The sequence below is a fragment of the Enterococcus sp. DIV0174 genome, from assembly GCF_050529065.1.
GTDB classification, from domain to species: domain Bacteria; phylum Bacillota; class Bacilli; order Lactobacillales; family Enterococcaceae; genus Enterococcus_B; species Enterococcus_B thailandicus.
This window is the reverse complement of the sequence record NZ_CP172881.1, coordinates 1992570-2016779: the sequence shown is the minus strand read 5'-3', so window position 1 is coordinate 2016779 and position 24210 is coordinate 1992570. Positions and strand designations below refer to the sequence as shown.

At 35.7% G+C, this 24210-nt stretch carries 24 protein-coding genes, 2 tRNA genes and 1 other annotated feature; of the genes, 19 read left to right on the top strand and 7 right to left on the bottom strand.

Annotated elements, in window-relative coordinates:
• Window positions 1-2 precede the first annotated feature (2 nt).
• The 4 genes from IGJ93_RS09590 (at window position 3) to IGJ93_RS09575 (ending at window position 2277) form a co-directional block, all read left to right on the top strand.
• Window positions 3-902: a ParA family protein gene (locus IGJ93_RS09590; protein ID WP_142972318.1), complete on the top strand. Its 900-nt coding sequence runs from the start codon at window positions 3-5 to the stop codon at window positions 900-902.
• Window positions 899-1264: a hypothetical protein gene (locus tag IGJ93_RS09585; RefSeq protein ID WP_047936549.1), complete on the top strand. Its 366-nt coding sequence runs from the start codon at window positions 899-901 to the stop codon at window positions 1262-1264. The genes IGJ93_RS09590 and IGJ93_RS09585 overlap by 4 nt, the downstream gene beginning before the upstream one ends.
• 2 nt (window positions 1265-1266) lie before the next feature.
• Window positions 1267-1959, top strand: a complete 693-nt coding sequence (locus tag IGJ93_RS09580; protein ID WP_047936550.1) for a hypothetical protein — start codon at window positions 1267-1269, stop codon at window positions 1957-1959.
• A gap of 120 nt (window positions 1960-2079) precedes the next feature.
• Window positions 2080-2277, top strand: coding sequence for a cold-shock protein (locus IGJ93_RS09575; protein WP_047936551.1), 198 nt, complete (start codon window positions 2080-2082; stop codon window positions 2275-2277).
• 127 nt (window positions 2278-2404) lie between these two features.
• Here IGJ93_RS09575 and IGJ93_RS09570 read toward each other — a convergent pair whose 3' ends face one another.
• The 6 genes from IGJ93_RS09570 to IGJ93_RS09545 form a co-directional block, all read right to left on the bottom strand.
• Entirely contained in the window at window positions 2405-2842 is a 438-nt protein-coding gene (locus IGJ93_RS09570) for a helix-turn-helix transcriptional regulator (protein ID WP_430596924.1), read from the bottom strand.
• Window positions 2843-2854: 12 nt separating this feature from the next.
• A complete protein-coding gene (locus tag IGJ93_RS09565) occupies window positions 2855-3304 on the bottom strand; it encodes a hypothetical protein (RefSeq protein ID WP_430596923.1) in 450 nt (149 codons plus the stop codon).
• Between the two features lie 165 nt (window positions 3305-3469).
• Window positions 3470-3604 carry a hypothetical protein gene (locus tag IGJ93_RS09560; RefSeq protein WP_261768399.1) on the bottom strand — a complete coding sequence of 45 codons (135 nt, stop codon included), beginning with the start codon at window positions 3602-3604 and terminating at the stop codon, window positions 3470-3472.
• 95 nt (window positions 3605-3699) lie between these two features.
• Window positions 3700-3972, bottom strand: a complete 273-nt coding sequence (locus tag IGJ93_RS09555) for a hypothetical protein (protein WP_311798166.1) — start codon at window positions 3970-3972, stop codon at window positions 3700-3702.
• A gap of 5 nt (window positions 3973-3977) precedes the next feature.
• Window positions 3978-4274, bottom strand: coding sequence for a DUF5960 family protein (locus IGJ93_RS09550; protein ID WP_311798167.1), 297 nt, complete (start codon window positions 4272-4274; stop codon window positions 3978-3980).
• 195 nt (window positions 4275-4469) lie between these two features.
• Window positions 4470-4542, bottom strand: a tRNA-Thr gene (locus IGJ93_RS09545).
• A gap of 261 nt (window positions 4543-4803) precedes the next feature.
• Here IGJ93_RS09545 and IGJ93_RS09540 point away from each other — a divergent pair.
• The 4 genes from IGJ93_RS09540 to IGJ93_RS09525 all read left to right on the top strand — a co-directional run bounded on the left by IGJ93_RS09540 (window position 4804) and on the right by IGJ93_RS09525 (window position 8180).
• Window positions 4804-4877 (top strand) — tRNA-Asn (locus IGJ93_RS09540).
• Window positions 4878-5028: 151 nt separating this feature from the next.
• A complete protein-coding gene (locus tag IGJ93_RS09535) occupies window positions 5029-6357 on the top strand; it encodes an aminopeptidase C (protein WP_067481320.1) in 1329 nt (442 codons plus the stop codon).
• Window positions 6358-6593: 236 nt separating this feature from the next.
• The gene (locus IGJ93_RS09530) at window positions 6594-7427 is read left to right on the top strand and encodes a fructosamine kinase family protein (RefSeq protein WP_071869408.1); all 834 of its coding nucleotides are present in this window, start codon (window positions 6594-6596) and stop codon (window positions 7425-7427) included.
• A 15-nt stretch (window positions 7428-7442) separates the two neighbouring features.
• Window positions 7443-8180 (top strand): acyl-ACP thioesterase domain-containing protein, encoded by a 738-nt coding sequence (locus IGJ93_RS09525; RefSeq protein WP_067480208.1) that lies wholly within the window; start codon window positions 7443-7445, stop codon window positions 8178-8180.
• Between the two features lie 63 nt (window positions 8181-8243).
• Here the strand turns inward: IGJ93_RS09525 and IGJ93_RS09520 are convergent, their stop codons facing one another.
• On the bottom strand, window positions 8244-9212 hold the full coding sequence (locus tag IGJ93_RS09520; protein ID WP_071869409.1) for an asparaginase: 969 nt from the start codon (window positions 9210-9212) through the stop codon (window positions 8244-8246).
• 247 nt (window positions 9213-9459) lie between these two features.
• On the opposite strand from IGJ93_RS09520, the gene IGJ93_RS09515 reads away from it, so the two are divergent.
• The 11 genes from IGJ93_RS09515 to radC all read left to right on the top strand — a co-directional run bounded on the left by IGJ93_RS09515 (window position 9460) and on the right by radC (window position 24168).
• Entirely contained in the window at window positions 9460-10293 is an 834-nt protein-coding gene (locus IGJ93_RS09515; protein ID WP_075491911.1) for a DUF72 domain-containing protein, read from the top strand.
• 17 nt (window positions 10294-10310) lie between these two features.
• On the top strand, window positions 10311-11156 hold the full coding sequence (locus IGJ93_RS09510) for a Cof-type HAD-IIB family hydrolase (protein ID WP_067480214.1): 846 nt from the start codon (window positions 10311-10313) through the stop codon (window positions 11154-11156).
• A gap of 34 nt (window positions 11157-11190) precedes the next feature.
• On the top strand, window positions 11191-11727 hold the full coding sequence (locus tag IGJ93_RS09505) for an HAD family hydrolase (RefSeq protein ID WP_067480217.1): 537 nt from the start codon (window positions 11191-11193) through the stop codon (window positions 11725-11727).
• Window positions 11728-11959: 232 nt separating this feature from the next.
• Entirely contained in the window at window positions 11960-13681 is a 1722-nt protein-coding gene (locus IGJ93_RS09500) for a septation ring formation regulator EzrA (protein ID WP_075491913.1), read from the top strand.
• 985 nt (window positions 13682-14666) lie between these two features.
• Window positions 14667-15809, top strand: coding sequence for a cysteine desulfurase family protein (locus IGJ93_RS09495; RefSeq protein ID WP_067480227.1), 1143 nt, complete (start codon window positions 14667-14669; stop codon window positions 15807-15809).
• A gap of 16 nt (window positions 15810-15825) precedes the next feature.
• Window positions 15826-17037 carry a tRNA uracil 4-sulfurtransferase ThiI gene (gene thiI, locus IGJ93_RS09490; RefSeq protein WP_376175453.1) on the top strand — a complete coding sequence of 404 codons (1212 nt, stop codon included), beginning with the start codon at window positions 15826-15828 and terminating at the stop codon, window positions 17035-17037.
• Between the two features lie 534 nt (window positions 17038-17571).
• The gene (locus IGJ93_RS09485; RefSeq protein ID WP_067480232.1) at window positions 17572-18225 is read left to right on the top strand and encodes a redox-sensing transcriptional repressor Rex; all 654 of its coding nucleotides are present in this window, start codon (window positions 17572-17574) and stop codon (window positions 18223-18225) included.
• 55 nt (window positions 18226-18280) lie between these two features.
• Window positions 18281-18519 (top strand) — a binding site (T-box leader).
• A 46-nt stretch (window positions 18520-18565) separates the two neighbouring features.
• Entirely contained in the window at window positions 18566-21211 is a 2646-nt protein-coding gene (locus tag IGJ93_RS09480) for a valine--tRNA ligase (protein WP_067480235.1), read from the top strand.
• A 256-nt stretch (window positions 21212-21467) separates the two neighbouring features.
• A complete protein-coding gene (locus IGJ93_RS09475) occupies window positions 21468-22781 on the top strand; it encodes a bifunctional folylpolyglutamate synthase/dihydrofolate synthase (RefSeq protein ID WP_430596922.1) in 1314 nt (437 codons plus the stop codon).
• Complete coding sequence (locus IGJ93_RS09470; RefSeq protein ID WP_067480242.1) at window positions 22771-23421, top strand: HAD family hydrolase; 651 nt, start codon at window positions 22771-22773, stop codon at window positions 23419-23421. The genes IGJ93_RS09475 and IGJ93_RS09470 overlap by 11 nt, the downstream gene beginning before the upstream one ends.
• A gap of 54 nt (window positions 23422-23475) precedes the next feature.
• Window positions 23476-24168, top strand: a complete 693-nt coding sequence (gene radC / locus IGJ93_RS09465; RefSeq protein ID WP_067480245.1) for a RadC family protein — start codon at window positions 23476-23478, stop codon at window positions 24166-24168.
• The last annotated feature ends 42 nt before the right edge of the window (window positions 24169-24210 follow it).

The window sequence follows — 24210 nt, the reverse complement described above, 5'->3', positions numbered from 1 at the left end:
TCATGGTCGGAACAGTAATATCTTTTTTAAATATGAAAGGTGGCGTCGGTAAAACAGCTTTATGTAAAGAGATAGGTTATGCATTAGCAAAAAATGAGAAAAAAGTTTTATTTGTAGATATTGATCCACAATCGAACCTTACACAATCCATTTTTACTAAATGTAATTATATGACTGATGACTTATACAAGAATTTACCTGAAGCAGAAAAAAATAGAGACTCTAGAAAAAGAAAAAATAAGATAAAAAGAACTAGTAAATCAATAGGCAAGCTATTTGGAAATAATCCTACTAGGCCAACTTTAGATGATGTGATTTTAAAAATGGATGATTTTGATATTATTCCAGGCGAACTATCGACAATTTTTTTAGAGCGAGCTCTTGGAGGAGCAGCACAGGAAAATGCTTTAGATAACTTTTTTTTGGAGAATGCCATTACAAATCAGTATGACTATGTTTTTATAGATTGCCCTCCAACTTACTCTTTTTATACCACGGCAGCTCTAAATGCAAGCGACTATTATGTTGTTCCTGTTGGATTGGATGCTTATTCAGTTTTAGGGATTTCCTTACTTGAAGAGGTTGTTAAGAAAATTAAGGAAACGGATAAAAGAAAATTTCAATCTAAAACACTTGAGAATTTAGGAGTAATTTTCAACCCGTTTAACTTTTTTTCAGAGGAAGAAAACAGTAATATAATAAATTCTATTAAAAGCAATGATTCATTATCAAATTTTAATCTTTACTTTTTTAATGAAAAGTTTGAGTATAACCCTACTTTAAAGAAGAAGCCAAATTATTTTATTTTAGATAACCTTCACAAAAAAAGTATATCTAATTTAAATACTTTGGTTTCTGAATTTGAATATAGAGTTCATCAAATGAAAGGTGAGGAAAAATGATTCCAGAAAAATTACTAAAAAACGAGGTATTAAAATTAGATTCTCGTTTAGCCATTGATAAACAAAAATTGTTGCTATATGGAATTACTACAGCAATTATTCTTTCAAAAGAGATATTTCCAAACAATAAAGACATTCGGAATTTTACAGACTTTATTCATCTAACAATGTTAAAAGATTATTTATATAAAAGTAGAACAGCGCTATTAGCTAGAATGTGTAGAGAACTAGAAAAAATGACTGATGAACAAATAAAAAATACAACAGTACGAATTAGAGAATATTTTGATGTTAACGAAAAAAAATCTTTAAAAAATAGTTCTATGAATGACATGATAAACAGATTTGGTCGGAAATCTTAAATATGTCCAATAATAAACTTCATGTTGATTCTTATAAAAAATATATTTGTGATAATTTTCCTAATTCGTCAATAATAAAAAAATTTGATGATCAACATTTTTATGAATGTTATTATTCTACACAAAAAGTGATTCAGCATTGTGAATTATGTTTAGATTATTTGTCTGATGAGTATGAAAAAAAATTTCTTATAGAAATTAAAAATTCATTTTTTGAATTATTATATATTTTTGCACTACATGACGAATACATTACCTCTGCCATATTAAGAGGGATTTCTGAAGCAGTACTCAGGTTAATGGTTTATCATTGTTATAAAAAGAAATTAACCTATGAAATGGTGAAAGGCTTTTCGTATACAACTATAAAAGAATACTTTTGTAATGATGAAAGCAAAAAATTACTCAGCTTTCAACCTGCAGCGGGAATATATTTCGATATTTTTAAGATTAGGTCCACCAAGATTCATGACCCTATGAATTCAATTCAAAACAATCAGTATTTAAATGAATTTATGGAAACTTCTGCAGAAGATTATATTAAACATATGTCTAAAGATATGAAAAAAATATGGAAGTTTCATCTAGAGAAACTAACTTTATTTTTTGATCTAAATTCTAAGAATATATCCCTTCCCAATAAAATATGGATTGATAAAAATTTAAATGATAGGGAAAAAATTTTTTTACAATAATTAATTACTATCTTTATCATTAAGCGATATATTCACACTATAAAAACTCCTTTTACCAAGTAATATTAATTGCAGCGAAACACGTATTATATATGTATCCGGAGAAAAAAATATATATATATGAATAACGGTACAGTAAAATGGTTTAACTCAGATAAAGGTTTTAGATTTATCACTGGTGAAGATGGAAATGACGTATTTGCACACTTCTCAGCTATCCAAGGCGATGGATTCAAAACATTAGATGAAGGTCAAGCTGTTTCTTATGATATTGAAGAAGGACAACGTGGTCCTCAAGCAGTAAATATCGTAAAATAATATTGAACTTTAACCACCTCAATCGAGGTGGTTTTTATATAATGGCTCATAACCGTCCGGTCGTAGGTTCGAGTCCTACAGGGTACATAAAAGCCCTCAACCAATCAATTTTGGCTGAGGGCCTTTTTTATTTTTCTCCAACGTCGTATTCACCTTTGCGATAAGCAGCTAAATTATTAACTGTCCCCACAGAAACAGCCAATTTCTCGGCAACTTCTTGTGTCGTATAACCACTAGATAGCAACTCATTGATCTTAATGCTTTGTGGAGTAGAGTAGACACCTTCAGTTATCAAAATTTTTCGCACTTTCTGTCGTGACATATTATGATGAATAGCTGTTTCTCGGATAGAGCTACTATTCAAGTAAGTGCGAACAATATCGTCCGCATTTACCTGAACAGTTTTTTTGTATTTTTCTTCTAATTTATTTCTGTATTTACGAGCAGACTCTAAAGTTGTAAATCCTCTCTTTTGATAGTGTTTGCGATTGACGACTAAGTCTACTCGATATTTTTTTACTTCGTTTTGAAAGTAAGAGGTAATACCTGCAAATTCAGTTTTCATTTTGCAATCTCCTCAATCGGCATTTACATAGTAAACATAAACTTCTTTATCCATAAAATTAACAGTATATACGTCTAGTGTGTCGTTTAGTTTAAGGTCATCTGAAGAAATAATTACTTTTACGCGAGAATGCTTATGCCCAAAATCGTCTGATAATACTTCTACAGTTTCACCATTCATAATTTTTTTTGGATCAAATTCTTCTAAATCGCCGTGTCCAAAATCTTTTTCTGCGTAGTCGTTTTCGATAAACGTTTTTAATGATTCGTATTCTTCCATGACAAGTTCCTCTTTTCTATTTTTAAGTAATTGTTCCATTTCATTGATATCTTCCTTGTTAGTAATTTTCAAAAATCCACGTGCAGCAGATCGCTTTCTAATATAGTTCATTTGTTCTTTATTTTTTTCTTGCCATTTACGACTGGCTTTAATCTGTGCATCTGAAGTCTTTTTTTCTGTCATGCTGTTCACTCCTCAAAATAAGTTAGCTAACTTAACTACGATTGAAATAATCAAAATTATCATCACAATAATTAAAAATCCATTTAATAATTTTCTTTTCATTTAAATCAATCCTTTCATATATGATATAATAAAAGGGAAGGGAGGGCTTTTCAGCCCTTAACCCTACTTGAGTAGCTTGTTCAGCAAATCTATTAACTTATCAATCAGAGAAAGCACTGCGATTGCTAATCCGATTTTAGTTGTAAGTTGTTTTTGCTGTTCAAGCTTTTTTTCTTCCCTCTTATCTTTCCGACTCAATCGTTTATCACCTCCTTGACTATATATTTATTATATATCGGATATAGATATAGGTCAACACTTTTACATAATAAAAAGCAAAAAAACCTTACTTTTTAGTAAGGTTTTTTGTTTGGATAAATGCTCTTTTCAAATTCGACAACGATTTTTGGTTTGCTATTTAGCTTATATTTTTTTACGACAAATTGTTTTCTACTATTATAATATCCAAAAATAGTGATATTCATTTTTTCTTCGACATCGGCTAAGAAGTTCAAACTGTGATTAGCAATTAAGCAATTAACATCATTCAAACTAAAGCGGACGAGTGGGGTAGAACTGTATTGTACGATTTTAATTTTATCAATTGCTCCGTAAAGTCGTTCCATAGCAATCACTCCTTGTCTGGTTTGATGAAAGAATAACCCACGTAGTCATAGCGTTGGTGTTTTTTTCGAACGTCGGGGACATCTGTTTTCACATGAAATAAAAAATAAACTGACTTGCGATTTCTACTCTTGGATGCGGAAATCTTAATGTAATTTTTTTGACTATAATATAAATTGATTAGTAATCTATCTTCGATAGCTTCAAATATGATTTCAGTATTCCAAAACCTATACAAGTCGTTAACGAATTTGTGCGACGGATCATAATTGAACCACAAATAGAACCCATCGATTTCTAGCATAGTATCACCTCAAAAAACATTATACGAACAAATGTTCTTTTTGTAAACTTATAAAAGATATTAGACTAGTTTATACTTAACTACTATAAGAAGCGAATATTTTAAAATAAAAATGATTTTGTGGTATTTTCGTGGAATAAAATAAAAAAACAGCACAGATACGCTGTTTTAACAACGTATTGCGCTATTTAAGGAAGCCACTTGACGGGCTCGAACCGTCGACCCCCACCTTACCATGGTGGTGCTCTACCAGCTGAGCTAAAGCGGCATGAATATTTTTACAACTAATAGAATAGCGAAAATATTGAAATTTGTCAATCCTATTTATAGTGAAAAGTGAACATAATGGATTGGAAATAAGTGAGTTAGAGAATTATTTTGTATGGTATTTTATGAATGAGAAAGTAGTTTACCGCATTTGAAAATAACGGAAAGAGCAATGACCTTTTTCTAGCAAAAAAACCTTAAAAAAAACAAAAAAAGTATTGCACGTGATGGAATAAATTGCTATTATATTTATGTACTTGATTCCGGCATAGCTCAGTTGGTAGTAGCGCATGACTGTTAATCATGATGTCGTAGGTTCGAGTCCTACTGCCGGAGTAAGAATAAAAACACAACTTTTTGGAGTTGTGTTTTTTTGTTTTCCATTTGAATAGTTGTTCTCCTTGGGAAAGTCTATTTAGCAGATTGAAATTAGTAGAGTAGAAGAGTAGAATGATGGTTGTATCATGGATTTGGAAAGGATGATTGGATGTCAGCTATTACACCTGAGATGACAAAAAAATTTGAGGAACAATTTTTAGAAAACAATAAACAACAGGCGCTACAGCGTACCGTTGTGAAAAACGGAATTTCTGCATCAGCAGAGAATATTTCTGCTCATGTTGCAAATACACCCGTATTTTCAATTGATTTAGCAACAGGGAATGTCGCAAATCAAAAACAATCTGGACGCTGCTGGATGTTTGCAGCATTGAATACGTTCCGTCATAAAATGCTTACTCAATTTCAATTAAAAGATTTTGAATTATCACAGAATTATACTTTTTTCTGGGATAAGTATGAAAAAGCAAATTATTTCTATGAAAATGTTATTGCAACTGGTAAAGAGGATTTAACAAGCCGTAAAGTAGCCTTCTTGTTAGCAACACCACAACAAGATGGTGGCCAATGGGATATGATTGTTTCTTTATTCCAAAAATATGGAGTAGTTCCTAAATCTGTTATGCCAGAAAGTGCAAATAGTTCTAATTCTCGCGACTTAAATAATTATTTAAACAAAATTTTACGTAAAGATGCAGTTACTTTGCGCAAAATGGTTGCTGAAGGATTACCTGAAGCAGAAATTCAAGCTAAAAAAGAAGGAATGCTTAAAGAAGTGTATCAATTTTTGGCTATTTCATTAGGCACACCACCAGAATCTTTTGATTTTGAATACCGTGATGAAGACAAAAATTACCATATCGATCAAAATCTAACACCAAAAACGTTTTACGATAAGTATGTTGGTGTGAATTTGGACGACTATGTTAGCATCATTAATGCGCCAACTGAAGACAAGCCTTTTGATCGCTCATATACAGTTGAAATGTTAGGCAATGTCGTTGGTGGAAAAGAAGTTAAATATCTAAATGTTGATATGGAAACATTTAAAAAATTAGCGATTGCACAATTGGAACAAGGAGAATCTGTTTGGTTTGGCTGCGATGTAGGTCAATCTTCAACTAGAGATAGTGGAATCATGGCGCTAGACGCGTATGATATGAATGATTTATTCGATGTTGATTTTACAATGACTAAAGCTGAACGTTTAGATTTTGGTGAAAGCTTGATGACCCATGCAATGGTCTTAACGGGCGTTGATCTAGTGGACGATCAATCAACTAAATGGAAAGTTGAAAATAGTTGGGGAGAAAAAGTTGGAACAAAAGGTTTCTTTGTAATGAGTGATGAATGGATGGATGAGTATACTTATCAAATCGTTGTTCGAAAAGACTTATTAACTGAAGAACAACTTGCGGCATTTAACGCAGAACCAATTGTTTTAGCACCTTGGGATCCAATGGGCGCTTTAGCTTAATCGAAATAGTATGGGCTGTATGGCCTAAATAGTTGATTATTCGAAAGAAATCCAGTTTAGACAAATCATTGACTTGATTTGCTCTGAACTGGTTTTTTTAGTTTTGTTCTTCAATCGAGGAACAATGTTTTTTTAATCAGCTATGCTATAATTTTTAATAACAGAAAGGTTAAATAAGTGCTGTGGGTAATTGAGAAATGAAAGGGCTGAGTTATTTACATTAGGGGGGGAATAAGATGGAAATTCAATCGGTGCTAAAAGAATTAAATCTGACTGGTAAAGTTGTACCAGTTGTTGGTGGGGATGTCAATCAGGCATATCGAATCGAAGACCAAACGAGAACTTATTTTTTAAAGATTCACCCAAAAGTCAAACGTCGTTTTTTTGAAGTCGAAGTGAATGGTTTGAAAGAATTGTCACCTTATGTCAGAGTTCCTGAAACCTATTTATTAGGCGAAACAATCGAAGGAGCTTACTTGCTAATGGAATGGATTGAGCCTGGAAGTGGGGATCAAGCAGACTTAGGACGTGCCTTGGCAACAGTACATCAAGCAACGGCACCACAATTTGGTTTTTATGAAGATAATTATTTAGGTATTTTGGAACAAACGAATACTTTTGAAGAAAATTGGTGGACCTTTTTCTTTAAGAATCGACTAGAAAAGCAACTCATGATTGCAGAAGCGAATAATCATTGGAATCACTGGCGACAAGAAAAATTTTTTCGATTCAAAGAAGCTTTTTTACGAGATGTCGGGAAACAAAAGATTATCCCGAGCCTCTTGCATGGTGACCTGTGGAGTGGTAATGTTTTCTTTGACCAACAAGGACATCCAGTGTTGATTGACCCAGCTGTTTCATATGGTAATCGCGAGCAAGATATAGCCATGAGTCAGTTATTTGGCGGTTTTCGCCCTGAATTTTTAGTAGGCTATCAAGAACTAAATCCGCTGGATAAAGGCTGGGAAGAACGTTTACCTGTCTATCAGTTATATTATTTACTTGCTCACTTGAATATGTTTGGCGAAAGTTATGGTGCGCAAGTTGATCAATTATTAGCTAGGAAGTAAGAGGAGGATAATTTTTTGGCAAAGAAATATTCCAGAAAACATGAAGTAGCATATTACGAATGTGATATTAATCAAACGATGACTTTTCCAGCAATGCTAGGAATCGTGATTAAAACATCAGAGGATCAAAGTGATTCGCTGGGGAGAAGTAGTGACTTTATCAAAAATTTTGGGTTAACATGGGTGATAACTAATTATTCGATGGAAATTACACGACTTCCACGAGTGGGTGAAATCGTCAATGTGACAACCCAAGCAATGGAGTATAATAAATATTTTTGCTATCGAAACTTCTGGATTCATGATGAAGCAGGAAATGAATTAGTAAAGATTGATTCTGTGTTTGTTTTGATGGACTTTGTGAATCGAAAAATGAGTAGTGTGAATGAAGAAATCATCGCACCTTTTGAAAGTGAAAAAATCAAAAAAATTAAAAGACAACCTAAAATCGAGAAAATTGAAGCAGGTTTTATGTTGCCTTATCGCGTTCGATTTTATGACATTGATAGCAATCAGCATGTGAATAATGCAATGTATTTTAACTGGATGATTGATGTTTTGGGCCGTGAGTTCTTAACAACGCATGTACCAAAAAGTGTCGTGATTCGCTTTGATAAAGAGGTTGAGTATGGTCACGAAATCGAAAGTCATTTTGAACAAATTCCTGTGGAAAATGGTGTTAAAACTAGACATGAAATTCGAATGCAGGATCAAATTTACTGTGAAGCGAATATCATGTGGGAGCATAAATAATTAAAGAGAGGCTGGAATAGCTGTACATTTGGTACATTCCAACCTCTTTTTGTTTTGATTTCTTTAGTTATGAATAAATGTAACTAGTTCTTTCGCAGAAAGACCATAGTTGAGCGCAATTAACAATTTTAGTCGTGCTTTTTGACTATTGATGCTATCGCAGAAAATCACACCCATGTCTTCCAGTTCTTTACCGCCACCAGAATAATCATAGACTGGTTCAGCAATTCCATTAAAGCATCTTGAAACAAGAACTATTGGAATTTTTTGAATAAGTAGTTTTTTTAATGCAGCAAGTGTTTGTGGTGGAAGATTTCCTGCACCGAGGGCTTCAATAACTAAGCCATCTACTTTAGTGTGAGCTAGTGCTTCAATCAATTCTCCGTGCATTCCTGCATAGGCTTTTACAATTGGAATGACACCATCCACTGTTGCAATATCTAAGTGACGAGTAGGCAAGAGTTCTTGCATAAAAAGAATTCGATTTTTAGTAACTAAACCAATGGGACCTAAAGTTGGTGTTCGGAAAGTAGCTACGTTTGTGGTGTGTGTTTTCGTTACGTAACGTGCGGAATGAATCTCATCATTCATCACAATCAGGACACCTTTATCTTTTGCTTCAGCACAACTAGCTACTCGAATCGCACTTTCAAAATTATATAAGCCGTCACTACCAAGTTCATTACTAGAGCGCATCGCCCCTGTTAAGACAATCGGAAGTTGCTCGCCAATCGTTGTATCTAAAAAGAAAGCTGTTTCTTCTAATGTATCTGTACCATGTGTAATAACGACACCTGATACGCCAGCTTTGATCGCTTCTTGAATTCGATTCTTCAAAATCAGCATATGATTTGGCATGATATGTGGGGAGGGAAGATTAAAGATATCTTCAACTAATAGCTCCACATTTTCGGGAATTTGGATTTCTGCATCCATTAATGGATTGGCAACATCTGGACTGACGCCACCGGTTAAAACATTTTCTTTCATGGCGATTGTTCCGCCAGTGTGTAGTACAAGAATTTTTTTCATTCGACGACTTCCTTACCAATAATTTTGCATAGAGTTTCATGCTTATTGTATACTATATAAAAGAGTTTTGCTATCTATGAAAACAAGTGAGATTTGGTTGATTCTGTTGATAAAAAGACAAATAAAAGTCTATGCTTATGGAAGTATTTAGATAACTCAGCTTATTTTCCACTATCTTAGCGGAGAATGCAGTTGAGTTTTTCATTTTTAGAAAGCTCTTTGCTAAAACAAATTAGGAGGGAAGTAGATGATTCGTGTAGGTCTGACCTCATTTAAAGAACATGATAAATTAACCGGTAAAAAAAATAATACCTTGTTTGAATATGGCGCATTTTTACCGCTTGTTGAATTAGATACCGCTTATTATGGAATTCCCAGGAAAACATCTGTTGAAAAATGGATTCAAGAAGTTCCTGATTCTTTTCGTTTTGTTGTGAAAGCCTATCAAGGTATTAGTGGTCAGGGAAATTGGCAAGACTATTATCAGTCTGAGGAAGAAATGATTGATAAGTTTTTAGATGTGATGAAGCCGATGAGTGATGCTGGTAAGTTATTTTGCTTTTTGATTCAATTTCCTGCTTCGTTTAAATGTACAAAAGAAAGTGTCGCATATTTACGCAAATTACATGCTTGGTTTAAGGGCTTACCTGTCGCAATTGAATTACGTGACTATTCTTGGTACAGCGAAAACTATTTAGAAAGAACACATGATTTTATGCGTCGTGCGCAGTTTTCATTAGCAATTATTGATGAGCCGCAATTATTGAATGCAACGGTTCCTCGAGATTTGTTTATCACGAATGAGGCCTTCACTTTATTTCGTTTTCACGGTCGAAATGTGCAAGGCTGGCAAGCAAATGATGCAGATTGGCGCAAGAAACGAACACTTTACCGTTATTCGGAAGAAGAACTAGAAGAATTAGCGCAAGAAATCATCGCTTTACAAGACGAAACGCAAGAAATCGGAATTATTTTCAATAATAATTCTGGCGGAGATGCTGCTGAAAATGCGTTGGCATTACAACGTATTTTGGGGCTTAAGCCAGAGGGACTGAATCCAACCCAGATTGACTTATTCTAAGAAGGAGTCGGAGACATATGATTAAAGCAATCTTTTTTGATATCGATGGCACACTGGTTAATAGTCATTCAAAAGTGCTTGCGTCAACAAAAAAAGCAATCCAGGAAGCCCAAAAACAAGGAATCTTATGTGGGGTAGCTACAGGGCGAAGTCCTATACGATTAGAGGAAATGTTAGACGGGCTAGATCTTGATATGTATGTGGTCTACAATGGTCAACTTGTTTTTACAGCAGAAGAGACACTGGTTAGTCAGCCTTTTACACCAGCTGTTTTACAAAAAATCGTTGTATTTTCAGATGAAAATCATCGACAAATTTTATTTGGCGGAAGAGATCGTTTAGAAGGATCGTCTACAATGCTTCTTGCCCAGTCAACAAATATCAAACGTTTAGTTGCGTTATTACCAAAAAAATTTCCGGTCCGTTTATTAAAAAAAATGTTGCAACTTTTTAGTCCACACCGACAAAAAGAAAGGTATGAAACTTTGCCCATTCTGAAAGAGCCAGTTTATCAATGTATTTTGTTGAGCGCAGAGTCGGAACAACAAAAATTAAGTAAAACTTTCCCAGAGTGTACGTTTCAACGTTCGAATACCTATACCGTTGACATGATTCCTAAAGGGGGGTCCAAATTGTTAGGAATTCAGGCATTTGCCAAAGCAAAAGGCATTGAAATGTCCGAAATCATGGCGTTTGGCGATCATTTTAATGATGTAGAGATGTTGAAAGGTGTTGGTATTGGTGTCGCGATGGAAAATGGGCAGCCGAGCGTAAAAGCAGCCGCAGATTATATCACGAAAACAAACGACCAAGCCGGGATATTTGCAGCATTTCAACACTTTGGAATCGGAACATCAAAATAAACCAATTAAGGATTAATGGAAGGGAATAAACAAGATGTCAGACAAGACGCCTTTTGAGCAAGTGGAAGAATTTCATGCAGTATTTGATCCAAGAAAACCAGAGCAGCCCACTGCATTTTCAGAAAAAGAAGCGATTTATCGTGCTGGATTCAAAGCAGAAGAATTAGTCGAGCTGATTGCTGCAACGACTAATGGGCAAAAAGATCAGCTTCATCAGGCTGTCCAACAACTTCATGAAGCAATCGATCAAGCAGAACAAAAGATGCTAACCAAAGAACACTGGGGGCAACAGCCACTCGTTGAACAAGTTGATGCACTAACAGATATCTTGTACTTTACTTACGGATCATTTTCACTTTTAGGCGTTGATCCAACGAACATTTTTGATATTGTGCATCAAGCAAATATGGGAAAACTCTTTCCAGATCAACAACCACATTATCATCCTGTGACCAATAAAGTATTGAAACCTGAAAATTGGGAAAAAGACTACGCGCCTGAGCCACGAATTAAACAAGAAATTGCGAATCAAATTGCTCAAGCACAACAAAAAATCACAGAAAAAGAGTAATTGCTCCTTGATTAAATTCAAGTCTGAATGTAAATTAAATAACCAAAATTTCGTTATGTTTTGCTTAGATAAAAATGAAAGATTTTTTTCTAAGTTAGTGAATGCTCGAAAAGAGTGTGCTATAATCTAAGATAGATGTCTTTTTACACGAAAGATTACTATTGGTTTTTATGCGTGAAAGAATGTTATTTCGTGCGTAAAGAGATGCACATTGAAAACGGAGGAACCTTAAATGGGAAGTAATGTTATCATCGGAATCGTCACTGCAATTATTATTGTAGCCATCGTCGTTTTTCTGGTTGGTTATTTGCTAAAGAAAAAAAATCAAGACCGGTTGAATGCTTTGGAAAAACGCAAGGAAGAATTATTCGACTTGCCTGTGATAGAAGAAGTTGATGATGTAAAAAAGATGCATCTGGTTGGGCAAAGCCAAAATACTTTTCGTGAATGGAGTCAAAAATGGAACGACATATCTACCTCTTCATTTGCTGAGTTAGAAAGCCAAATTTTTGAAGTTGAGAACCTCAATGAAAGTTTTCGATTTTTAAAAGGCAAGAAAGCTGTCCTAGTTGCTGAAGCTACTATGGATAAAATGGAAAAAGAAGTTACTGAGATCCGTGATGGTTTAAAAGAATTGCGCGAAACAGAAGAACGTAACTCTTTAGCTGTCCAACAAGCTTTGGATGTCTATGAAGAATTGAAGAAAAAAGTCAATGAGGACGAAAACGAGTACGGTCCGGCAATCGCTGAGTTACGCAAACAAATTAAGACGATTGAAGATGAATTTACTAAATTTGTAACGTTAAATACCTCAGGTGATCCTGTCGAAGCCCGTGAAGTTTTGGATAATGCTGAAAAGCGTACGTATGAAGTTGAAGCTTGGATGAAAAAAGTACCACCTTTATTCGAAGACTTGAATACAACTTTCCCAGAACAAATCGAAGAGATCAACGACACTTATACAAAGCTTTTGAAGGAAGAATATGTTTTCCCAGAGGAAGATTTTGCGAACGATATTGAGCGTGTGAACAAACGAATTGAAAGTTCACTTGCGAATCTCGAAAAAACAGAAGTTGAAACGGTTGAAATCGAAAATCGTGAAACAGCTGATTTGATCGATTCGTTATACGATGTATTAGAAAGAGAAATGGAAGCCAAAGCATATGTGATGAAAAATCAAGCAACGATTGACGAGTATATCACACATGCAACAAAAAACAATCGTCAATTACTGATTGAATTGGATCATACTTCTCAAAGCTATGCACTAAATCATAACGAGATTGGTCGAGTACGTGGTTTCCAATCTGAAGTGGAAGAAATCGAGCGCCAAAATACACAGATGACACCACAAATTGAGAAACATGAGATTCCTTATTCTGAAGTACGGACTTTTTACAAGAATGTCTTCAAAGTCTTGGAAGATATCGAAACTCAGCAAATTGAAATCGATGACTCATTACATGAATTACGAAAAGGTGAAAAGATTGCGCAAGAAAAAATCGATGTGTTTGAATTTAAATTGCGTAGTCTAAAACGTTTTGTTGAAAAACAACGTTTGCCAGGCTTACCAAAAGACTATCTAGAGTTCTTCTACGTAGCAACTGACCGAATTGAAGAATTAAGTGTTGTTTTGAATAAAATCAGAATCAACATGGAAGAAGTCAATCGCTTAGTTGATCTTTGCGAAGAAGATTTGGAACTACTGGATAAGAAAACGCATGACTTAGTAGATGCTGCTGCATTGACTGAACAAATGTTGCAATATGCAAATCGTTATCGTCATACTCATGCAGAAATCAAAGAAGCAATTGATAAAAGTTTTTATTTATTTAATAAAGAAAATCAATATCAAGAAGCTTTGGATGAAATCGGCACAGCATTAGAACGTGTGGAACCAGGTGCATTTAAGCGAATTGAAGATTTTTACTTCAATAATCCTGACTTAGTTTAGTTAGCCAACGCTTAGTTTGCATAATCAACAATAAATAAAGAAAAGAAAGTGGGAAACTGATCCTACTTTCTTTTTTTGTCTGTTTAATGGAAGAAAGTAAGCTGTGGAAAATTTTTTTGGAGAGGTAGTGTTTTGTCAGTTGTTTGCTATCTTTTCGGAGCTGAACGTTTTGCGCCACAACCTTTTTCACGGTGTTCCCAAAGTAGCTTCTTCGGTAATAAGTCCTCTTTTCTTAAAAATATGGAAAGCTATTTTTAGAAAAGCTTTCTTATTGCTTGAAGCTAAGCACTTTGCGCCACAACCTCTTTCACGGTGTTCCCAAAACAACTCCTCCACATAGCTTTCAGTCATCTCAAAATATGAAAAACTATTTTGAATGCCTGCTCGCTATCTTTTCGGAGCTGAACGTTTTGCGCCACAACCTTATTTACGGTGTTCCCAAAGTAGCTTCTTCGGTAATAAGTCCTCTTTTCTTAAAAATATGGAAAGCTATTTTTAGAAAAGCTTTCTTATTGCTTGAAGCTAAGTACTTTGCGCCACAACCTTTTTCACGGTGTTCCCAAAACAACTCCTCCACATAGCTTTCAGTCATCTCAAAATATGAAAAACTATTTTGAATGCCTGCTCGCTATCTTTTCGGAGCTGAACGTTTTGCGCCACAACCTTATTTACGGTGTTCCCAAAGTAGCTTCTTCGGTAATAAGTCCTCTTTTCTTAAAAATATGGAAAACTATTTTTAGAAAAGCTTCCTTATTACTTGAAGCTAAGCACTTTGCGCCACAACCTTATTTACGGTGTTCCCAAAGTAGCTTCTTCGGTAATAAGTCCTCTTTTCTTAAAAATATGGAAAACTATTTTTAGAAAAGCTTCCTTATTACTTGAAGCTAAGCACTTTGCGCCACAACCTTTTGCAAAAAAAGAATTCTTGAAAGCATATAGGACAACCGTTATAATAGAAAAGAATTTCAAAAAAGAGGGGTTTCTTATGATATATTTTGACAATAGCGCGACAACCCCAATTTTTCCGCAAAGTTTAGATGCCTATGTGAAGACAAGTCAGCGGATTATTGGGAATCCATCAAGTTTACATGACTTGGGTAACCAAGCCAATCGTTTATTACAACAGGCAAGAAAGCAGATTGCTGAGCTTATTGGCGCAACTCCAGAAGAAATTTATTTTACCTCTGGTGGAACAGAAGGAGACAATTGGGTTCTAAAAGGCACAATGATCGAGAAACGTGAATATGGCAATCATTTGATTATTTCTGGAATCGAACATCCCGCAGTGAGTGAAACCGCCGAACAACTGAAAGAATTAGGAATGGAAGTTAGTATTGCGCCTGTGGATAAAAATGGTTTCGTGATTGTAGAAGAGCTTAAAAAACTAGTTCGCAAAGAAACCGTGCTGATTTCAATCATGGGTGTCAACAATGAAGTTGGATCCATTCAACCAATTCAAGAAATCAGTGAATTTTTAACAGACTATCCAAAAATTCACTTTCATGTTGATGCCGTACAAGCAATTGGAAAAGTTTCATTTGACCAATGGTTAACCGAACGTGTTGATTTTGCGACATTTTCTGCGCACAAATTTCATGGACCTCGTGGAATTGGTTTTATTTATTGGAAAAAAGGTCGTCGCTTAGCACCTTTACTAACTGGTGGAGGACAAGAAAACAATCAACGAAGCGGGACGGAGAATGTTCCTGCAGTCGTCGCAATGGCAAAAGCATTACGACTTTCTTTAGATACGAAAGCACGAAAACCTGAGCATACACAAAATCTTAAAACGGCATTAATCGGTGCGCTGAAAACGTATGACAAGGTGACGATTTTTTCTGAAGGAGAAAAGTATGCACCACATATTTTATGTTTTTCATTAAAAGGAATTCGTGGTGAAGTACTCGTACATGCGTTGGAAGAAAAACAAATCTTTATTTCAACAACGAGTGCTTGCTCTTCTCGTAAACACATGGCTAGTAGTACATTACATGCGATGCATGTTCCTCATGATTTGGCGACATCTGCTGTCCGAATTAGTTTGGATGAAAGCAATTCAATGGCTGAAGTAGAACAGTTTATGATTATTTTTAAACAACTTTATCAAAAGTTCTCAGCTATTAATTAAATGAAGGAGTGTTCCTGTGAAATATAGTGAAATTATGGTTCGCTACGGTGAACTATCAACAAAAGGGAAAAATCGCAAAACGTTTATTATGCAGTTGGCACAAAATGTGCGTCAAGCGTTAAAAGACTTCCCAGAAATCAAAATTCATGCAGATCGTGATCGCATGCATCTATTGTTAAATGGTGCAGATGGTCATTTGGTTATACCAAAACTTGCAAAAATTTTTGGTATTCAAAATTTTTCACCAAGTATTCGTGTAGAAAAAGATGTTCAAGTCTTAAAAGATAGTGTTCAAGCAATCATGAAAGAAATTTATACAGGTGAGCAAACATTTAAAATTGTTGCGAAACGTAGCGATCACGATTTTGAATTAACCAGTAATGAATTGAACCAAACACTGGGAAACGCTGTATTCGATATTTTCCCAGAAATCAACGTTCAAATGAAAAAACCAGATATTCCATTACGTGTGGAAATTCGTCGGGATGGCGCCTACCTGTCTTATGAAACAATCAAAGGTGCGGGGGGACTACCTGTCGGAACAAGTGGTAAAGGGATGTTAATGTTATCTGGCGGGATCGACTCACCTGTTGCGGGCTATTTTGCGATGAAACGTGGTGTCGAAATTGAAGCTGTTCATTTTGCTAGCCCACCTTATACAAGTGAGCAAGCCTTACAAAAGGCAAAAGACTTAACTGCTAAGTTAGCACCCTATGTGGGAACAATTCAGTTTATTGAAGTACCGTTTACAGAAATTCAAGAAGAAATTAAAAAATCAGTCCCACAAGGATACTGGATGACGATTACTCGTCGAATGATGTTACGATTAACGGATGAAATCCGTCGCATTCGCAATGGGTTGGTTATCTTAAATGGTGAATCATTAGGCCAAGTAGCTTCTCAAACATTGCAAAGTATGGTTGCAATCAATGAAGTAACAAATACACCAATTATTCGTCCTGTGGCAACAATGGACAAACTAGAAATTATCGAAGTTGCTGAAAAAATTGATACATTTGAGTTATCCATTCAGCCATTCGAGGACTGCTGTACTATATTTGCGCCGCCACAACCAAAAACGCGTCCAAACTTGGATAAAGTTCATCAGTATGAAGAGCGTTTAGCGATTGATGAAATGATTGAGCGTGCGCTGGCAGGGTTGAAAATCGAGGGTATTCGTGTGGAAGCTGTTCAGGAGCAAGAAGAGGAATTTGCTGATTTGTTGTAAAAGGTTGTGGCGCAAAATGTTCAGCTCCGAAAAGATAGCGAGCAGGCATTCAAAATAGTTTTTCATATTTTGAGATGACTGAAAGCTATGTGGAGGAGTTGTTTTGGGAACACCGTGAAAAAGGTTGTGGCGCAAAGTGCTTAGCTTCAAGTAATAAGAAAGATTTTCTAAAAATAGCTTTCCATATTTTTAAGAAAAGAGGACTTATTACCGAAGAAGCTACTTTGGGAACACCGTAAATAAGGTTGTGGCGCAAAACTTCCAGCTCCCAAAAATAATGAATAACTGACAAAAATAGTTTTTATATTTTTGAACAGTTATGAGTAATTTCGAGGGGTTACTTCGAAATCAAATAATAACAAGCAGGTATTTTTTTAAAAATAGCAAAGAACTAGATGATTAATGGATTGACTAACTAGAAAGCAAAGGATGATTTTTATTGTCCTTTGCTTTTTTCATTGGGATGAAAGCTTGTTCCAACGATTCAAACATGATACACTAAATATGTGAAAATATGAACAAGGAGCTTTGAACATGCGAGAGTTGAAAAAATCTGAAACGTTACCAAAAGCAACAGCAAAACGTTTACCGTTATACTTACGTTACTTAAAGATGTTGGATGATTCAGGAATTGTTCGCATCAAATCAAAAGAATTTAGTGAGATTACGCAAGTACCGCCTGCAACGATTCGAAGAGATTTTTCACATCTTGGCGAGTTGGGAAGAAGTGGTTATGGGTATGATGTTCCTTTCCTAATCGAAGTTTTTAATAGTATTTTAAATACCCGTGAAGAAAAAAGAATCGCGTTAGTTGGTTATGGAAATTTAGGAAAAGCTTTACGACATAATAACTTTCGTCGGAATGATAACTTAAATATCGTTTGTGTGTTTGACAATGATCCTGAACTAATTGGCCGAGAAATAGATGGCTTAACGATTTATCCAATCGAACGTTTTGCCGAAGTCTCAAAAGAAATGCAAGTCAGCGTAGCGATTACCACTGTGCCAAGCAAATACTCACAGTCAGCTATTGATGAAATTGTCAAAAGTGAAGTTACAGCTATCTTAAATTTTGCACCTGACCGGGTCGTTGTGCCGGAGCATATCAATATTCAGTACATTGACTTAACAACAGAACTGCAAACCCTGATTTATTTTGACGAAAATTATTCAACTGTTTTCTCTTAAATGTTAGCTAATAATAAAGTCTAGTTGACACATAAAAAAAAGGAATGTAGAATGAATCATGACGTTGAACAAGAGGAGTAACTAGTGATTTATTTTTAGAGAGAGAGCGAATAGCTGAAACGTTCTTAATAATAGCTGGTGAAGGTAGCTTGGAAGTCTTTGTCTTGAATCTCATTATGCTATTCAATGAGGGAGTAGAGATAAACGAGTCGTGATCGTTAACTCACTTGAGAGGTAGTAGCAAAACTTGCTAGTACAAATTAGGTGGTACCGCGTAAATTATACGTCCTAAAATACGAAAGTATTTTAGGACTTTTTTTATTTTAAAGGAGGAAACAGGATGACGGAAGAAAAAAACTTATCAACAAAATACAATCCGCAAGAAGTTGAAGCTGGTCGCTATCAAAACTGGTTAGATCAAGATTTATTCAAACCAAGTGGCGACAAGAAAGCGAAGCCTTATTCGATTGTTATTCCACCACCAAATGTAACAGGTAAATTACATTTGGGTCATGCTTGGGATACAACATTACAAGATATGTTGATTCGCCAAAAGAGAATGCAAGGTTTCGATACATTATGGTTACCAGGAATGGACCATGCAGGAATTGCAACGCAAGCAAAAGTAGAAGAAAAGCTTCGTGAGCAAGGAATCTCTCGTTATGATTTAGGGCGTGAAAAATTTATCGATCAAGTTTGGGATTGGAAGGAAGAATATGCTAGCCATATCCGGGAACAATGGGCAACAATGGGATTGTCTTTAGACTATAGTCGTGAACGTTTCACTTTGGATGATGGTTTGTCAGAAGCTGTCCGTAAAGTTTTCGTGACGTTATATGAAAAAGAGTTGATCTATCGTGGTGAGTACATTATCAACTGGGATCCACAAGCTAGAACGGCGTTATCTGATATTGAAGTAATCCACAAAGACATCGAAGGCGCATTTTACCATATGAGCTATGAACTAGCTGATGGCTCTGGTGTCGTTGAGATTGCAACAACGCGTCCGGAAACAATGCTTGGGGATACAGCAGTAGCCGTTCATCCCGATGACGAACGTTACCAAGAGTTGATTGGCAAAACAGTTATCTTACCATTAGTTAACAAAGAAATTCCGGTTGTTGCGGATACGTACGTTGATATGGAATTTGGAACAGGTGTTGTTAAAATTACACCAGCACATGATCCGAATGACTTTGAGGTTGGTAATCGTCATGATTTACCTCGTGTCAATGTAATGAATGAAGATGGCACAATGAACGAGTTAGCTGGAAAATATGCTGGTATGGATCGTTTTGAAGCAAGAAAAGCGGTTGTCAATGACTTAAAAGAAATTGGGCGTTTAATCAAAATCGAGACGATGACGCATAGTGTCGGTCACTCTGAACGTACAGGAGTTGTTGTTGAACCTCGCTTATCAACACAATGGTTTGTTAAAATGCAACCACTTGCTCAAAAAGCAATTGAAAACCAAGAAACAGATAATGCCGTAGAGTTTTTCCCACCACGTTTTGACCAGACGTTCTTACGTTGGATGGACAATGTGCATGACTGGGTTATCTCTCGTCAGTTATGGTGGGGACATCAAATTCCTGCTTGGTATCACAAAGAAACTGGCGAAATGTATGTTGGAATGGAAGCACCTGCAGATAGCGAAAACTGGGTACAAGATCCTGATGTTTTAGATACATGGTTCAGCTCTGCTTTATGGCCGTTTTCAACAATGGGCTGGCCCGATACAGAGAGTGAAGACTATCAACGTTATTTCCCAACAAGCACATTGGTGACTGGCTACGATATTATTTTCTTCTGGGTTAGCCGAATGATTTTCCAAAGTTTAGAGTTTACTGGGGAACGACCATTTAATAACGTCTTAATCCATGGATTGATTCGTGCAGAAGATGGTCGCAAGATGAGTAAATCACTGGGCAACGGAATTGATCCAATGGAAGTCATTGAAAAATATGGTGCTGATGCACTTCGTTGGTTCTTATCAAATGGTTCTGCGCCAGGACAAGATATGCGTTTCAGTTATGAAAAAATGGATGCTGCTTGGAACTTTATCAATAAAATTTGGAATGCTTCACGTTTTGTTATCATGAATGTGGAAGGCATGACAATTAACGACATTGATCTAACTGGTGAAAAATCAGTTGCTGATCGTTGGATTTTGACACGTCTAAATGAAACAGTTGCTAAAGTAACAGATTTATTTGACCACTTTGAATTTGGTGAAGCAGGTCGTCAATTGTACAACTTTATCTGGGATGACTTTTGTGATTGGTATATCGAAATGAGTAAAGAAGTTCTTTACGGGGATGATACTGATTCAAAACAAACAACACGTAGTATCTTAGTCCACACGTTAGATCAAATCTTGCGTCTGTTGCATCCAATCATGCCATTTGTAACGGAAGAAATTTGGCAACATATCCCACATGAAGGTACTTCATTGGTTGTTGCTAACTATCCTGTTGTTCGTCCTGAATTTGATGACGAAACAGCTTCAAAAGGAATGGAAGTTCTAAAAGAGTTGATTCGTGCAGTACGTAATATTCGTTCAGAAGTGAATACACCGTTATCAAAACCAATCACTCTATTGATTAAGACGACGGATCCCAAAATTGATCAATTCTTGGTTGAGAATACCAATTATATTGAACGTTTCTGTAATCCGGAAGAATTAGTTATTTCAAGTGAGATTACTGCACCAGATTTAGCAATGTCTGCTGTCCTAACAGGGGCTGAAATTTTCTTACCATTGGCTGGATTGATCAATATTGAAGAAGAAATCAAACGTCTTGAAAAAGAATTAGCTAAATGGACAGGTGAAGTGAAACGAGTTCAAGGAAAACTTGGTAATGAACGTTTTGTATCCAATGCGCCTGATGATGTTGTTGAGGCAGAACGTGCAAAAGAAAAAGATTATTTAGAAAAACAAGCCGCTGTTAAAGATCGTATTGAAAGTTTGCGTACGATTGGCTAAACAGTGAAAAAAGAACTACTTTCAACAAAATAATGCTTACAACTAAAGAAATTTAAGCATAAAGGGGAGGCCAGAATTTTTTGGTCTTCTCTTTTTTTGAAATGAAGACTAAGAAATTTTTTGTCTTTTTCTCAGAAGAAGACAAAATAAAAAAAGTGGAAAGCTGATTTTGAATGATTTTTCGGTTTTCTTTAAGCGGAACACTTCTTTCAGCCGTTCTTTTTGCTATAATGAAAGAGAAATGGGGGCATTGTTGATGACAATTGAAGAAGCAATTGCTTGGATCCATAGCCGATTACCTTTTGGCTCACGTCCAGGTTTAGATCGCGTGAATGCATTACTGGAAGTCGTTGATCACCCAGAAAAAAAAGTCAAAACGATTCATATTGCTGGGACCAATGGCAAGGGTTCAACTGTGACATATCTACGTTGTTTGTTAGAAGAAGCAGGGTTAACAGTAGGAACCTTTACCTCTCCTTACATTGAAACATTTAATGAACGAATTTCAATCAATGGGAAAGGAATTCCTGATGAAGAATTGATTCAATTAGTGGAAAAGTACCAGCCACTGGTTGAACATCTTGATAAATTTGAAGTAGTTGCTGGAATTACGGAGTTTGAAACTTTAACTGCAATGGCATTTGATTATTTTTTAGAAAAACAGGTCGATATCGCAATTATTGAAGTTGGCTTAGGTGGCTTATTGGACTCAACGAATGTTGCCCAGCCAATGCTGACAGCCATCACAACGATTGGGCTGGATCATACGGAGGTTCTTGGAAAAACACTAGAAGAAATTGCAGCACAAAAAGCGGGAATCATTAAGCAAGGTATACCCGTTGTGACAGGGAAAATTGAACCAAATGCATTAGCCGTGATTAATGAGACAGCTAAAAATAAAAATGCGAAACATTATTTATTTGGTGAAGAGTATCGAGTCATCTATCAACATCCAGCAAAAAATTGGGGTGAAGTTTTTGACTTTTATAATGAATCCGGAAAAATGGTCGGTCTAAGTACAAGTATGTTGGGCCAACATCAGGTAGAAAATGCAGGCGTTGCTATTGAATTGTATGCACTTTATTGCCAAATGGAAAAATTTCCGTTTCGCGAAAAAGAAGTCAAAAATGGCTTGAAACAAGCACACTGGCCTGGCAGAATGGAACGTTTAAGTGAAGAACCATTAGTTATTTTAGATGGTGCACATAACACCCATGCGATGAAGCGATTGGTTCAAAATATGAAAAAAGAATTTTCTGGTTATCGAATCAATATTTTGTTTTCGGCATTGACTACCAAAAATGTAAATAGTATGTTGCAACAATTACAAGATATTCCTAACGCCCATATTTATCTCACTACCTTTGAGTATCCAAAAGCAATTGAACTGGATCAAGTAGCAAATTTAGCCAATCAAAAAGTGTCAATCGTTTCACTTTGGCAATTTGGATTAGCGGAAATTTTAGAAAAAATGACAGACGAAGATGTATTACTGGTAACAGGTTCTCTTTACTTTATTTCAGAAGTTCGTAAACTATTAGTTGAATTAGGAGGAAATGATGAAGGTTAATGCAGTGATTTTTGACATGGATGGCTTATTGTTTGATACAGAAATGGTTTATTATGAAGCAACTCAGATGGTAGCCGATCAAATGGGTTTTCCGTACGATAAAGAATTTTATTTGCGCTTTCTCGGTGTTTCTGATGAAGAAGTCTGGGCAAATTATCATGAGATTTTTGCTGAGTATGGCCGAGAAACCGTTCAGCGATTTATTGACGAGTCTTTCCAGGAAACGCTTACTCGTTTTGCTTCCGGAAATGTTCAACTAAAGCCTGGTGTGATGGAACTACTAGATTTCTTGGAGGAACAAGATATTCCTAAAGTGGTGGCTTCTAGCAATCAACGAAAAGTGATCGAACTCTTATTAGAAAAAAATAATTTATTGACTCGTTTTGATATGATCGTTTCTGCTGAAAATGTAAAACGTGCCAAACCAGATCCAGAAATCTTTTTATTAGCGCAACAAAAGTTAGGAACAACTAAAGAAAATACCTTAATTTTAGAAGATTCACAAAATGGGATTTTAGCAGCAGAAGCAGCAGAAATACCTGTTATTATGGTACCAGATTTATTGGAGCCATCTGCTGAACTTGCAGATAAAACAGTTGCTGTGGTCTCTTCATTACATGAAATTCCAACATTTATTTGATAAAAAACACCTCTTTTTTCGTAAGTTATAGTGAACGGAATAGGAGGTTTTTTTATGGGGAAACGATTGATGAAAGAAGTACCGACGACATCACTTCCAAGAGAGCGAATGGAATCTTATGGTGTAGAGGCTTTGTCTGATCAAGAATTGCTAGCGATTTTACTACGTACAGGACAACACCCATATAATGTAATGGATATTGCAGGTGAGGTCTTGAAAAAATTTGCTAATTTAACTGCATTACGACAAGCTTCATTAACTGAGTTGCGGGAAATTCGTGGAATCGGTCGAGTCAAAGCATTAGAAATTTGTGCGTTGATTGAGTTAGGTCAACGCATTCAAGTGGAAGCCCGACCAGCAAGTGCACTGATACGCTCAAGCTATGACCTTGCGCAACAGCTGATTATGGAGATGCGTGATTTTCAACAAGAACATTTAGTATGTATTTATTTGGATACCCAGAATCAACTCATTTTGAAGAAAACGTTGTTTATTGGTTCTTTAAATCAGTCGATTGCTCATCCACGAGAAATTTTTCATTTCGCTGTGAGAGTTTCTGCAGCAAAAATCATCTTGGCGCATAATCATCCATCTGGTAATGTTCTCCCATCCAAACAAGATCTACATTTTACTAAACGGGTGAGAGAGTGTGGCGAGTTGATGGGAATCGAAGTATTAGATCATTTGATTATTGGTACGAAGCAATATTTGAGCTTAAGAGAAGAGGGATTACTGGAAGAGGAGTAAGTGACATTCTTGCAAAAAAAACTGAGCAAGTGTACAATTATA